General features: G+C 65.1%; 13 protein-coding genes. 7 read left to right on the top strand and 6 right to left on the bottom strand.

Annotated elements, in window-relative coordinates:
- The first annotated feature begins 46 nt into the window (after positions 1–46).
- The 4 genes from AC5JJ6_RS13960 to AC5JJ6_RS13945 all read left to right on the top strand — a co-directional run bounded on the left by AC5JJ6_RS13960 (position 47) and on the right by AC5JJ6_RS13945 (position 5728).
- Positions 47–673 carry a phosphatase PAP2 family protein gene (locus AC5JJ6_RS13960; protein WP_496042629.1) on the top strand — a complete coding sequence of 209 codons (627 nt, stop codon included), beginning with the start codon at positions 47–49 and terminating at the stop codon, positions 671–673.
- Positions 674–785: 112 nt separating this feature from the next.
- Positions 786–1886 (top strand): acyltransferase family protein, encoded by a 1101-nt coding sequence (locus AC5JJ6_RS13955; RefSeq protein ID WP_496042628.1) that lies wholly within the window; start codon positions 786–788, stop codon positions 1884–1886.
- Between the two features lie 459 nt (positions 1887–2345).
- Positions 2346–5252: a DNA polymerase I gene (gene polA / locus AC5JJ6_RS13950; RefSeq protein ID WP_496042627.1), complete on the top strand. Its 2907-nt coding sequence runs from the start codon at positions 2346–2348 to the stop codon at positions 5250–5252.
- 194 nt (positions 5253–5446) lie between these two features.
- Complete coding sequence (locus tag AC5JJ6_RS13945; RefSeq protein ID WP_496042626.1) at positions 5447–5728, top strand: hypothetical protein; 282 nt, start codon at positions 5447–5449, stop codon at positions 5726–5728.
- A gap of 73 nt (positions 5729–5801) precedes the next feature.
- Here AC5JJ6_RS13945 and AC5JJ6_RS13940 read toward each other — a convergent pair whose 3' ends face one another.
- Complete coding sequence (locus AC5JJ6_RS13940; protein WP_496042625.1) at positions 5802–7694, bottom strand: ATP-binding protein; 1893 nt, start codon at positions 7692–7694, stop codon at positions 5802–5804.
- A 117-nt stretch (positions 7695–7811) separates the two neighbouring features.
- Complete coding sequence (locus AC5JJ6_RS13935; protein ID WP_496042624.1) at positions 7812–8090, bottom strand: SemiSWEET transporter; 279 nt, start codon at positions 8088–8090, stop codon at positions 7812–7814.
- Positions 8091–8358: 268 nt separating this feature from the next.
- On the opposite strand from AC5JJ6_RS13935, the gene AC5JJ6_RS13930 reads away from it, so the two are divergent.
- The 3 genes from AC5JJ6_RS13930 (at position 8359) to AC5JJ6_RS13920 (ending at position 11395) form a co-directional block, all read left to right on the top strand.
- A complete protein-coding gene (locus AC5JJ6_RS13930) occupies positions 8359–8796 on the top strand; it encodes an MmcB family DNA repair protein (RefSeq protein WP_496042623.1) in 438 nt (145 codons plus the stop codon).
- 155 nt (positions 8797–8951) lie between these two features.
- Positions 8952–9896, top strand: a complete 945-nt coding sequence (locus AC5JJ6_RS13925; protein ID WP_496042622.1) for a glycosyltransferase family 9 protein — start codon at positions 8952–8954, stop codon at positions 9894–9896.
- Positions 9897–10108: 212 nt separating this feature from the next.
- On the top strand, positions 10109–11395 hold the full coding sequence (locus tag AC5JJ6_RS13920) for an EAL domain-containing protein (protein WP_496042621.1): 1287 nt from the start codon (positions 10109–10111) through the stop codon (positions 11393–11395).
- Positions 11396–11431: 36 nt separating this feature from the next.
- On the opposite strand, the gene AC5JJ6_RS13915 is transcribed toward AC5JJ6_RS13920, so the two are convergent.
- From AC5JJ6_RS13915 to AC5JJ6_RS13900, 4 genes are all read right to left on the bottom strand, one after another.
- Positions 11432–12049, bottom strand: a complete 618-nt coding sequence (locus AC5JJ6_RS13915) for an ATP-dependent Clp protease proteolytic subunit (protein ID WP_496042620.1) — start codon at positions 12047–12049, stop codon at positions 11432–11434.
- A 140-nt stretch (positions 12050–12189) separates the two neighbouring features.
- Complete coding sequence (msrB, locus tag AC5JJ6_RS13910; protein WP_496042619.1) at positions 12190–12660, bottom strand: peptide-methionine (R)-S-oxide reductase MsrB; 471 nt, start codon at positions 12658–12660, stop codon at positions 12190–12192.
- A 157-nt stretch (positions 12661–12817) separates the two neighbouring features.
- Positions 12818–13012: a hypothetical protein gene (locus AC5JJ6_RS13905; RefSeq protein ID WP_044433160.1), complete on the bottom strand. Its 195-nt coding sequence runs from the start codon at positions 13010–13012 to the stop codon at positions 12818–12820.
- A gap of 144 nt (positions 13013–13156) precedes the next feature.
- A partial coding sequence (locus tag AC5JJ6_RS13900; RefSeq protein WP_496042618.1) for a hypothetical protein occupies positions 13157–13438 on the bottom strand: 282 nt, incomplete at its 5' end.

Below are 13438 nucleotides of genomic sequence, written 5' to 3'. Positions count from 1 at the left end.
CTGGGATGTTCAAGGAACAGGGATAGCGAAAATACGTTGTATCCCCATGGAAAATTCCTATCCGCTGCCGCGCAGACTCCGGGCGTCGATTCCGCGCCGGTTCCTGCGCACTCGTCCCCGCGTCTGTGCCGCTCCCAGAGACCTGACGTTGCTCGACACCGCCGTCCGGGAATTCTGCCTTGAAGATCCTGGAGCCGTCGCCAATACGGTCAAGATTGTCGGGCGCTACGGCATCAAGCGCCACGTCCTGATCCCAGCCTTCGCCCTGTGCTGGGCCATGGGCCGGCGCAACGGCGACCCCGGCCTCGAGCATACCGGCAAGGTTGGCTTGGCCGGCGTCGTTGGGACGGCGCTGGTGGCAGAAGCGATCAAGCGCCAGCTCTGCCGGTCGCGTCCCGTCGATTGCGGCGACGCCGGCGAATGGGGGACGGAGGGCGCCCGCTCGTTCCCGTCCGGCCATGCCGGTACGGCTTTCGCCACCGCGACAGCGATCGCCTGCACCGCCGGCGACCGCAGGATCGGTGCGGCGGCCTTCGCGGCCGCCGGCGTGCTGGCGGGAGGCCGCGTGATCGCCGACCGCCACTGGACCACGGACATCATGGCCGGCGCCGTCTTGGGCACGGCTGTCACGGCCCTGGCGGCCTATTGGCTGAACCGCGGGCGGGACGCGTAGCATAGCTTGCTATCCGGGACATTAGGAGGGCCTGCGTTCCTCGCTCTGGTAATCCGGCGGCCGGCTTGGCAGGTTCGGCCGCACCTGGAAGCAACCGGAGCGGGGCCGATCGATGGGGAGCGGGACAAGGCGGACGGGCGGCAGCATCGTCTCGATACAATATCTCCGCGCCGTGGCGGCGCTCCTCGTCGTCTTCCACCACGCGATCTACCAGATCAAGGAGTACCAGAGCCTTTTCGAGGGCGGCATCTGGCGGTTCGGCGCATCCGGCGTCGATATCTTCTTCGTGATCAGCGGCTTCATCATGTGGGTGACGACGGCGGAGCGTTCCATCACGCCGCTGGCCTTCATGAGGAACCGGATCGTCCGGATCGTCCCGATGTACTGGATCGTGACGCTGGGGCTGTTCGCGCTGTCGTCGGCCCTGCCCAACGCCATCATGATCGTCGACACCACGCCCGGCCACCTCGTGCGGTCGCTCCTGTTCATCCCGCATCCGGACCCGGCGCAGCCGGAGCGGCTGTGGCCGCTGCTGCTGACGGGGTGGACGCTCAATTACGAGATGTTCTTCTACGGCATCTTCGCCTGTGCGCTGCTCCTGCCGCGCCGGATCATGCTGCCGGCGGTCTTCGCGGTGTTCCTGGGCCTGACGCTGGCAGGGTTCGGCGGACTGGCCTCCGGCCCGGCGCTGAGCTTCTGGACCGAGTCCATCGTGATGGAGTTCGTGGCCGGCATGCTGGTCGGGCGCCTGTACCTTGGCGGACGCCTGTCGTTTTCCACCCCCGCATCCGCCGCCCTCGTCGCCGCGGGCGGAATCCTGCTGGTGGCGGCGACGCCCTGGGCCGCACCGCAGACCCGGCTGCTGGCCTGGGGGCTTCCGGCGCTGATGATCGTCATCGGCGCGCTGTCGCTGGAAAGCCGCCGGCAGCTACGCGGCAAGGGCGTGCTGGAATTGCTGGGCGACGCGTCCTACTCGATCTACCTGACGCATATCGTGACGCTGGGCGCGCTCCGGACCTTCTGGACCATGGCCGGCTGGACCGCTCCCGGCCCGGCCAAGCCCGGACTGCCCGCCGCGGTCACCTTCATCTGCGTCGCCACGCTGGTCTGCACGGCGGTCGGCGTGGCGGCCTATGCCGGCCTGGAAGCGCCGGTCACGCGCGCCGCCAAGCGGTTGAGGCTCGGAGCCCGGCGGACGCCGGCGCTCGGCTGAAACCGGCGGAGCATCGCTTAAGGGGGAAAGAAGAGGGAGATGGTGTCCGCGGCGGGATTCGAACCCACGGCCCCAGGATTCATACCACTTCGGCTTTCGCCGCCGCCTGAAGGCGTTCGTGGTCTGGACTGTCCCTTCACCATGGGCCGAAGCCGACAGGTGCCGCCCGTCCAGTCTCTACACCTTCCATTCCACGCCGGTCGCCCTGCGGGAGTGGCTTGGCTCGGGATCGGCAAGATACCCGAAGGCATCCCAGCTTTCCCCGACTTTGAGCGGATCCGTTGCGAGGTTTCCCGGCGCAACGCCCAATTTTGCAACAAGGAATCCTGTGCTCTATCCTGCTGAGCTACGCGGACATTATCTCCGGCGCAATCTCTATCCGTTTTCCGGCCGCCGGGCAACCCGCAATTGACCGCCGCCGTATCGACCGGAACGCCCGACCGTGCTATGTGCTTGCCCATGACCGACGCCTCCCAGACAGACGCTTCCCCGGCCGCCTCACCGGCGGCATCCGTGGAACCCGCCGCCGCAGCAAAGCCCGCCGATGCCCTGTATCTGGTGGACGGCTCCGGCTTCATTTTCCGCGCCTTCCACGCGATCCCGCCGCTGACCCGCAGCGACGGCACGCCGGTCAACGCGGTGATGGGCTTCACCAACATGCTGATGAAGCTGCTGGCCGATCACCACGCCGAAGCTGTGGCGGTGATCTTCGACAGCAAGCGGCTGACCTTCCGCAACGACTTCTATCCCGACTACAAGGCCCACCGCCCGGAGCCGCCGGAAGAGCTGAAGCCCCAGTTCGGCATCATCCGGGAAGCGGTCGAGGCCTTCTGCGTCCCCAGCATCGAGCTGGAAGGGTTCGAGGCCGACGACCTGATCGCGACATATGCCCGGCTCGCCCGCGAGCAGGGCCGGCCGGTCACCATCGTATCGTCCGACAAGGACCTGATGCAGCTGGTCGGCGACGGCGTCGGCATGCTGGACCCGATGAAGAACAAGACGATCGGGGTGGAAGAGGTCTTCGAGAAGTTCGGCGTCACGCCCGACAAGGTGGTGGACGTACAGGCACTGGCGGGCGACCCGATCGACAACGTACCGGGCGTGCCCGGCATCGGCGTCAAGACGGCCGCCCAGCTCATCGGCGAGTACGGCGACCTGGAAGCGCTGCTGGAGCGCGCCGGCGAGATCAAGCAGCCCAAGCGCCGGCAGGCGCTGATCGACAATGCCGAACTGGCGCGGATCTCCAAGCGGCTGGTCAAGCTCGACGATCGGGTGGCGGTGCCGACTCCGCTCGACGACCTCAAGGTCCGCGAACCCGACCACGAGAAGCTGCTTGGCTTCCTGCGGCAGCAGGGCTTCCGTTCGATCATCACCCGCGTCGAGAACGAGATCCGGGCCGACGGCAGGCTGGTGGACGGCGCGTCGGCCCCGCAGCCCGCCGCTTCCAGCGGAGAAGCCGCCACCGGAGAGACACCGGCGCCATCCCCGGCGGCAAGCCCGCGCGCCCAGTTCGACGGCAAGGGCAGCTACGAGCTGGTCCAGACGGCCGAGGCGCTGGACCGCTGGATCGCGGCGGCCTACGAAGCCGGCACGCTTGCGGTCGATACGGAAACCGACAGCCTGACCGCGTGCAGCTGCAAGCTGGTCGGCATCTCGATGGCGGTGGAGCAGGGTGCGGCCTGCTACATCCCGGTCGGCCATGTCGGACCGGACGGCGCGAAATCCGAAGGCTCGCTCGACCTGATGCCGTCGGACGCGCCGAAGCAGTTGCCGGTGGACGAGGTCGTAGCCAAGCTGAAGCCGCTGCTGGAGGACCCCACAGTCCTCAAGATCGGCCATAACCTCAAGTTCGACATCCAGGTCTTCGGCAGCCACGGCATCCGGCTGGCCCCGATCGACGACACCATGCTGATCAGCTACGTGCTGGAAACGGGCCTGCACGGCCACGGCATGGACGAGCTGGCGAAGCTCCACTGCGGCTATACCCCGATCACCTACGATCAGGTCACCGGCACCGGCAAGTCGCGCGTCACCTTCGACCGCGTGGCGCTGGACAAGGCGACCGAATACGCCGCCGAGGACGCCGACGTGACGCTCCGGCTGCACCATGCGCTGAAGCCGCGCCTCGTGCCCGAGCGCCTGACGACGCTGTACGAGACGATCGAGCGCCCGCTGATCCCCGTCGTCGCCGACATGGAGGCGGAGGGCATCCTGGTCGACCGCGCCGTGCTGTCCGACCTGTCGCGCGACCTGGGCGCGCGGCTGGCCGAGCTGGAGACGGAGGTTCACCGGCTGGCCGGCCACCCGTTCAACGTCGGCTCGCCCAAGCAGCTGGGCGAGGTGCTGTTCGCCGAGATGGGGTTGGCGGGCGGCAAGAAGGGCAAGACGGGGGCTTATTCGACCGACAGCGCCACGCTGGAGCCGCTGGCCGAACAGGGCCATGACATCGTCCAGAAGGTGCTGGACTGGCGCCAGCTCGCCAAGCTGAAGAGCACCTACACCGACAGCCTCCAGCAGGAGATCGACCCGAAGACGGGCCGGGTGCATACGTCGTTCGCGTTGGCCATCACCGGCACCGGGCGGCTGTCCTCGACCGACCCCAACCTCCAGAACATCCCGATCCGGACGGAGGAGGGCCGCAAGATCCGCCGGGCCTTCATCGCCAAGCCGGGCCACGTCCTGCTCTCGGTCGACTATTCGCAGATCGAGTTGCGGCTGGTCGCCGAGATGGCCGGGATCGAGGCGCTGAAGCTGGCTCTCCGCGAGGGCATCGACATCCATGCGATGACGGCGAGCCAAGTGTTCGGCGTGCCGCTGGACCAGATGACCGGCGAGATCCGGCGCAAGGCCAAGGCGATCAACTTCGGCATCATCTACGGCATCAGCGGCTTCGGCCTAGGCCGCCAGCTCGGCATTTCGGCGGGAGAGGCCAACGCCTTCATCAAGACCTACCTGGAGCGCTTCTCCGAGCTTGCCGCCTATATGGACCGCACCAAGGAGTTCTGCCGCCGCAACGGCTACGTCACGACCCTGTTCGGCCGCCGCTGCCACATCCAGGGCATCGCGGAAAAGAACCCCGCCCGCCGCCAGTTCGCCGAGCGTCAGGCGATCAACGCCCCGATCCAGGGAACGGCCGCCGACATCATCAAGCGAGCCATGATCCGCATCCCGCCGGCCCTGGCCGACGCCGGACTTAAAGGCCGCATGCTGCTCCAGGTCCACGACGAACTGGTGCTGGAGGTGCCGGAGGCGGAAGCCGCGGAAACCGCCGATCTGGTCCGCCGGACGATGGAAGCAGCCGCCAGCCTGGGCGTCCCCCTGGTCGCCGAAGCCGGCACCGGCCATAGCTGGGCGGAGGCGCACTGAGGGTCTTGGCGCCTCCCATCCACCTTTGCTTGACGCTGTCCGAATAACTGGACACAGAACTCCTGTTTGAAGCCCGAGAAACCTGCCTTTCGCGGTAATCAATTGGTGGCATGCCCGTTGCAGAACACTAATGGCAGCGGGGGTGGCGCGGCGGAAGCCGGACCCCGGAAACGTCGGATAACAGGAGAACTTCAATGAGCACTGTCAGCGGTTTCCCCACCAACAACACGTCGGTCGGTGTCGAGCAGAGCGGCAAGGGCGGCGGCGATGCTTTCGGTCACTCCGGTAGCACTTCGGGTGCGGTCGGCGGTGCGGCCAGCGCCGGCGGCGGTGCTCCGATGAGCATGGGCGGCGGTTTCGCGATCGGCGGCGGCGCCACCGGCGGCGATGCCACCTCGGGCTCGTCGGCTTTCGGCGCCCTGGGCGGCGACGTCTCCGACAACACCAGCATCGGCACGCTGACGATCAACTCCTGATCACGGCGGAACCGGCGAAAAGGCGCGGCCGCAACGGTGGCCGCGCCTTTTCGTTTGTCCGGATCGATTACCGTCAGCCGACGCCGTCGCGCAGGCGGTCGCGCCCCAGCAGGCTTGCCACGGCGGCCCGCAAGGCCAGTGCCGAGACCGGCTTATGGAGCAGGGGATATCCGCTCAAGCGGGCTTCCTTCAGGCGGCGCGGATCGGTGTCGCCGGTGATGATCAGGCCGGGCAGATCGACCTGCATCATCTTGGCGATCTGGCGGATCGCGACGATACCGCTGGCGGGACCGGAAAGGCGGAAATCGGCGATGACCAGATCGGGCGCCTGGCTCTGTCCCGCCAGCCCCTCGATCGCCTCGTCGTAGCCCGATGTGGCGATCACGTCGCAGCCCCACTGGTCCAGCAGAAGTTCCAGCGCCTGAAGCACGATGACGTCGTCCTCGATCACGAGGACGCGGGGCAATCCTTCGCTGTCGGCACGGACCGGGATGGCGGGAACGGCGATCCTCGGTTCAGGTTCGACCTCCATCGGGACGCTGATGGCGAAGACCGATCCCTTGCCCTCGTTCGAGCGGACGGTAAGCGAGTGGTTGAGCAGGCGCGACAGCCGGTCGACGATCGACAAGCCCAGGCCGAAGCCGGCCGCGTCGGAAGTGCTCGACGTATTGCCGCGGTAGAATTCCTCGAAGATGATGTCGAGCTGATCGGATGGAATGCCGGGGCCGGTATCCCAGACCTCGATCCGCAACTGATCCCCCTGACGGCGGCAGCCCAGCAGTATCCGGCCGTTGCTGGTGTAGCGCACCGCGTTGGACAACAGGTTCCGCAGGATGCGTTCCAGCAGGTCGCGGTCGCTCCGGATCACGGCGGAGCAGGGCGCCACATGAAGAGTCAGTCCCTTCTGGCGCGCCGGACCGGCGAATTCCAGGGCCATGCGCGTCAGGAGGCCGTTGACCGAATGGCCGACCGGTTCGACCCGCAGCGTGCCCGCATCGATGCGGGCGATGTCGAGATGGGCGTCGACAAGGTTCTTGATCGTCGCCAGCGCCGTATTCATGGCGCGCAGGATATCGCGGCTGGTCGGGTCCTTGAGCCGGTTCTCCAGCGCTCCGACGAACAGCGACAGCGCCGCGAGCGGCTGGCGAAGGTCGTGGTTGGCGACGGCGAAGAAGCGGCTGCGGGCGCGGTTGGCCCTTTCCGCTTCGATGCGCGCCTCGACAAGACTGTCTTCCAGCCTGCAATGCGCGGTGATGTCCTGGACGGCCGTCAGCGCAAGCGGGCGGCCGTCCAGCGTGAACCATTCCGACGTCACCAGCACGTCGATCGTGCGTCCGTCGGCCAGGATATGCCGCCACTGGCCTGACTCGCCCGAAGTCAGACGTTCCGTCATCGAATCCATCAGCCGCGGTATGTCCTCGGGCGGACGGATATCGCTGATCCTCATGTTCAGAAACCGCTCGCGCGAGTATCCGTAACGCCCCAGGGCCGCGTCGTTGACCGCGACGAAGGAAAGCGTCTGGCGATCGAAGATCCAAAGCGGCAGGGGATTGCGGATGAAGGCGAAGGAGCCGGCGATCGCCCTCAGTGCGCCGTCCGTCACATGGGCCGGATGCGGGATCATCGCCGGCAGCGTGGCCGCTGCCGCTGGAACCCGCAGGAGGGATTTCGCCGGGATTTGCTCGCACAGGCAGATCGCGCCGCCGTCGGCCATGCCGCTGCGGCTGAAGGCGACGGAACAGAGCCGCCCGGCCTCCACTTCGAGACGGACGAAAGGCTGCCCCATCTCCAGCGCACCGCCGGCATCGGCCAGGATCGAGGCTGCGGCATGGTTCCAGGAGAGGATGCGGCCCTGAGGATCGACCGATACGATTCCCGGACCGCGACCGGGCTCGGTTCGCGGCTCAGCTTCAGGGGTGGGCCAACGGCCCTTCGAGTCGATAACTGTAGGGTTCTGATCTGACATGGTCAACCTGTAGGAGACAGGAAGAGCCTAGTCGTTTCCATACGAAACGAAAAGCGGCAAGAGTAGGCAAGAATGGCATTTACGCAGTACGCGGGCGTGCCAAATAATAAACGGGCGTTAGCCATATCGGGTTTTGAAGACCAGAATGGCGGCGGCGATACAGAGCGTCAAAACATTCGCCAGGATTACCGGGAATGGGCCCGGCATGAACCCGTTGATCGCACTGAGGGCGACACCCGTGCAGAAACAGGCGAACATCGTCAACGACACACCGCTGGCCGACTTGCCGTGCCAGAACTTGAAGGCCTGAGGCCGAAAGGCGGTGGTGGTAAGCAGTCCGGCAAGCATGCCGACCGTCCCCACGAGATTCGGGATGGTAATCATCGTCTCGGTCATGCAAGCGGTTTGCGTGGTAACTCTAACGGGCAAGGCCAGCCTAGGCGCAGCAGGCTGCGGATGCCAGCAGTGAATTGAGGTCCGGATGAAAGACTTAACGCGTTCATGATATGTACCCATCTAAGTCATAATCAGGTATAGTGGCCTCTTTCAGACGGCCTCTTCCGTGCGGCTGGACCAAGTTGGCTGGACCAAGTTGGCTGGGCCAAATCGACTGGGCAAAATTCGAGGGGCGGGTGTGGAATTCGAGGAATTCAGAACCGCGGGCGTGGCCGATCTGCTGACTCGGGGAGTCCGGCGGGCGCTGGCCGAACGTGGCTATGTCAGCCTGACGGAGTTCCGGCTGGCTTCCGGGCGGCGTGCCGACGTGGCGGCGGTCAACGATGCCGGCGAAATCGTCATCGTGGAGGTGAAAAGCTCGGTCGCGGACTTCCGCGCCGATCAGAAATGGCCGGAGTATCAGGCGTATTGCGATACCTTCTTCTTCGCCGTCGGCCCTGACTTTCCGGCCGATCTCATCCCGCCCGAGTGCGGGCTGATGGTGGCCGACGGGTTCGGCGCCGTGGTGATGCGCGATGCGCCGGTAACGAGGCTCAACGCCGCACGGCGCAAGGCCGTGGTGCTGCGCCTGGCCCTGGCGGCCAGCGGACGGCTGCATCGCCTGGAAGACCCGATGCTCGACATGGCCGTCGGCATGGCGGGCTGAGCGGGACCGCATTTCCTCAGGACGGTCCAGAGGTGGCGGCCCCGGCTGGACGTCCCCGGCTGGACGGCCCCGGCAGGAGGAGCCTGGAACGGTGGCGGATGTGCGGCTATGGTGCGCAGCCTGCGGCGGGGCCGCCTTTCCGGACTCGACTTTCCATGACCGAAGAAATCCTGATCATCAAGCTCGGCGCCCTGGGCGACCTCTTCCAGTCCGAAGGCGCCCTTCACGACATCAGGCTGCACCACCCATCCGCCCGGATCACGTTGCTGACGGGACCGGCGTACCGCAAGCTGATGGAGCGTTGTCCGTGGATCGATGCCGTCGAAACCGATCCCCGTGCCCCCCGCTGGCGCCTCGACCGCATGTTCGATCTGCGCCGGCGCCTGACCGCCAAGCCCTATGCCATGGTCTACGATCTCCAGAACGTCTCCCGGACCGCCTTCTACCGGCGCTGGTTTCTGCCGCATACTCCCTGGTCCGGGACGGCGCCGGGGTGCAGCCATCCGCACCGGGCGCCGAACCCGAAGGGCATTCCCAGCCTGGAGCGGCTGGCGGGCCAGTTGAAGGACGCCGGGGTGCCGGTCAGGCATACGCCGGCGCCGGACTTGTCCTGGGCTGCCGACGACGTGCGGGAGATCCTGGAGGAGGCCGGAGTCTCGGAGCCCTATGTCGTCCTGCTTCCCGGTTCCTCCGCCCGGCTGCCGCAGAAGCGCTGGCCCGGTTATGCCGAACTGGCCGGGCGGCTGGTCGCGCGGGGAATCAAGGTCGTCACCGTCCCCGGTCCGGAGGAACTCGACCTTTGCCGCACCATCCCCGGTACCATGCTGACCGCCGGGCGCTGGCTGAATTTCTTCCAGCTGGCGGGAGTTCTGACCGGCGCCCGGCTCGCCGTCGGCAACGACAGCGGGCCTACTCACCTGTCGGCCCATCTGGGCCGGCCGACGGTGGCCTTGTTCGGCAGTCACATGGCCGCCCGGCTGACGGGAATCCAGCGGCCCAACGTCACCTGCCTTGAGGTTCGGGATCTCAAGGACCTCGGCGTGGACATCGTGGAGAAGGCCGTGCTTGACGGTCTGGGCGAAACCGCCGCCCTCCGGTGATCCCCTATGCCATCCCGCGTGAACTGTGACATGAAGGGTCAACTCTCGATAGTTTGGTAGAATCCAGTTAAAATCCCCTTCCTTCGTGTTATGGTGAAGCAACGAATGGGTTAGACATTTCGGTTCGTCGTTTGCCCTGACGGTTGGTGGGGGGTCGGTTTGCTCAAAGGGTCTCAGCTGGGTTCCATCCTCCCGATAAGGCGAGCCGGAGCATGATGAACCGCGCCAAGGCTGAACCGCCCGTTCGCGATCAGGCGCGGCCGGCTTCGGGCGGAAAACCCCCGGCGGCGGTAAAGCCGCCGCACGACGATGCGAAGCTTCTCACGCTCCTGCAATCCGCCAAGCGCGAGTTGAACGGGCTCCGGCTCGTTCATCTGCACCTGTCCCTCCTGAAGGAGAAGAGCTACGGCGACATCGCCGCGATTCGCCGTGCCGTCCAGGAAATATCTGAAAATTCCGCGTTTCTTCAGATGTTCAACCTGTCCAACGACGATGTGCTGATCCTTTACAAGGGCATCAAGTTCTCCGCCATCTCGGACGTCTGCCAGAAGATCGAACGGCTGATGCTGGCGCGGACGAAGATGATGGGGCTGAATCCCTACCGGGAGGAAAGCCTCTATTCGATCATGGAGTTGTCGCTCAACTTCGTGAACGTCATGCGCTTCATCGAGGGACTCGACACCAGCGGCGGTTCAGATGGCGGCAAGCTGAAGACGAAGCCTGCCGTGAACCTGGAGGAGATGGCGCGGATCGAGAGCCAGATGGCGATCTTCGACCTGTCGCCTTTCATGCTGAACCAGCCGGTCATGGATATCCGCCCGGAAGCTCAGAACCACCGGGAGTATTTCGAGCTTTATATCGCGGTGAAGAGCGTCGAGGACAAGATCAGCCCAGGTTACGACATTACCGCTAACCGATGGTTGTTCAACTACTTTACGTCCAATCTGGACCAGTCGATCCTCAAGACGCTCAACTACGGCATAGATTTCATCCGGGGCCACAAGATCGGACTCAATCTCAACCTCACCACCATCATGTCCTCGGCCTTCGTGAAGTTCGACGAACGGCTCACAGCCGAACTGCGCAGCAACGTCGTCCTTGAGATCAACAAAGTCGATCTGGTCGAAAACGAAACCATTTACAAGGAAGTCGTCGATTTCGCCCGCAACCGGGGCTATTCGATCTGCATAGACGGCCTGACGCCGTTCTGGGTCACGCATATGGATCTGGAATACATGGACTGCGACTATGCCAAGATGTTCTGGTCGCAGGACATGCTGGAGATGGACGCCGACCTGTACCATGCCTTGGTGGCGAAGATCGAAAGCCAGTCCAAGTGCAAGCTCATTCTTGCCCGGTGCGGAACCGTATCCGGTCTGATGTTCGCCCATGGATTGGGCGTGCATCTCGTCCAGGGACGGGTCATCGACAACATCATCCGCAAGGGCGTCACAGTCGCCGATGCGGTCAACGCCGCCAGGGTGATGGACGGCGACTGACGCCGGCAGCGGTCTGCCTTGGCCGGCGAGCGGCCGTCACGGTATTCCGGTAACGAAGTTTCCACCGCGTTTCGCCAGTTCTTCCCCACTGAGCGCCAGCCCCTTGCGGGAGTCCAGCGCCCGGATGCCGGGTTCCGCCAGATAACGGGCGAACTCCGGCGATGCCTCGGCATAGGTGTTCGCAATTCCCCGTCGGGTGACGGCTTCGATCAGGGCGACGACCGGCCCCGGCAGCGGCAGCCATCCGACATAGAGCGGAGCATGGAACCTGAAGCGCGACCGGGAGCCCGCCAGCCGCTGGTCGCCCGCCGCGAAGATCAGGGTACACGACGACATGCACCGTGCCTCGTCGTCGACGCGGGTCACCACAAGTTTACCGCTCCGCTTCAGCTGGTCGTGAATCTGGAGAGCGGCCGATACGTCCCCGCCGGGGCTATCGAGGCGGATGGTCACGGACGGACCGGCGTGAGATTCCAACTCATCCATGATCCGGTCGGCACTTTTTTGGGTAATGACGCCGGAAAGGCTGATATCGCGGGACGGGGCCGTCGATACGACGGCCCCCACATCGCCGCGCGGGATGAAAGCTCCGCCGGTGCAGCCGGCCAGTGCCAGGACGGCGAGGCAACTTATCGGAATGAGGCAAGCGCGCATGGTACGAACCCAGCCAACCGGCCCCGTTCCTGGGACCGCAACGGATGGATTCGTACCGCGTATGTACTTTAGTTATAGTTAATTCGCCTCAAGTCCCTTTCGGATCGAAGGCGATCGGGCACTGGGTGCAGGGCTCCGCGTCAGCTGGTCGCGGGGCGGAACGTCATCGCCACCCCGTTCATGCAATAGCGCAGGCCCGTGGGTTTGGGGCCGTCCTCGAAGACATGGCCCAGATGACCGCCGCAGCGGCTGCAATGCACTTCCGTGCGTGTCATGAAGAACGAGCGGTCCTCGGTCGTCCCGACGGCGCCGTCCAAGGGCTTCCAGAAGCTGGGCCAGCCGGTTCCGCTCTCGAACTTGGTGTCGGATGCGAACAGGTCCTGCTCGCAGCCGGCACAGACGAAGGTGCCGGAACGTTTTTCGGCGTTGAGCGGGCTGGAGCCGGCGCGCTCGGTGCCGTGTTCGCGAAGCACATGGTACTGCTCCGGGGTCAGTTGCTCGCGCCACTCCGCAGCCGGTTTCGATACCGGAAACCGCTCGCCACCGGCGGCTTCGGCCGCATTGCCGCTCGTCAGCGACCTGAACAGTCCGCCTGCGCCAAGGATGGCCATGGTGCCTCCTAAAAATACTCTGCGTTTCATTGGTACACTCCCGAACCGACGGGCCGGTCCTATCGGTCCATATGGGACGCGGGAGCGTTCCGGAAAAGCAGCCGGGCGTGCCCGAAAGGCGGAAAGCGTGCCGGATCAAGTCATTGTGATCGGGACTTTACGGCAGATCCGGGGTTTGGGTGCGCTTCCTGACCCGGTGGTAGATGAACATGCCGGTCAGCACCAGCAGGCCGGCGGCTGCTGCGGCGAACAGGATGATCATCATGATGCTGCCCAGCAATGCGCTCAGCGTGTCCCAGAAGCCGAACATGGCGATCAGGACGACGAGGATCAGAAAAATGACCAGTGGCATGGAGAGCTTCCTGTCGGACGGGCCGGGTTATACCGTAACAGTCCTGAAACGAACCCATGGCCGCAAGGTTCCTCGGACTGTGCCGATCATCCTGGCGACGCTGCCTTTGGCAGTCATGTCCCGGCGCTGGTACGGCCCGCTCTCTCAGGCATGCATATCCACTTTGCCGCCTGCAGGCTTGGCCCTGCTGCCGGCCGAAGCCGCGGCCTGGGCGCTTTCCCTTGCCTGTGACTGGACACGATCCACGACGGCCGAGGTCTGCTGAGTCAGCGATTCGGTCTTGGGAATGGCCCGCATGGAGTTCTTCGTCTGCTCGACGGCCGATTTGTAGCTTTGGCTGATGGCAGCCGCCTGCGACACCAGGGCTTCCGTCTTGGCGATCGGCTTCATCGCCTGGCTGCTTTCCTGGATTGCCTGCTTGTAGCC

The sequence above is a fragment of the Skermanella sp. genome (assembly GCF_059503625.1).
Note: the sequence above shows the minus strand (reverse complement) of the source record. Positions and strands in the feature narration are given on the sequence as shown.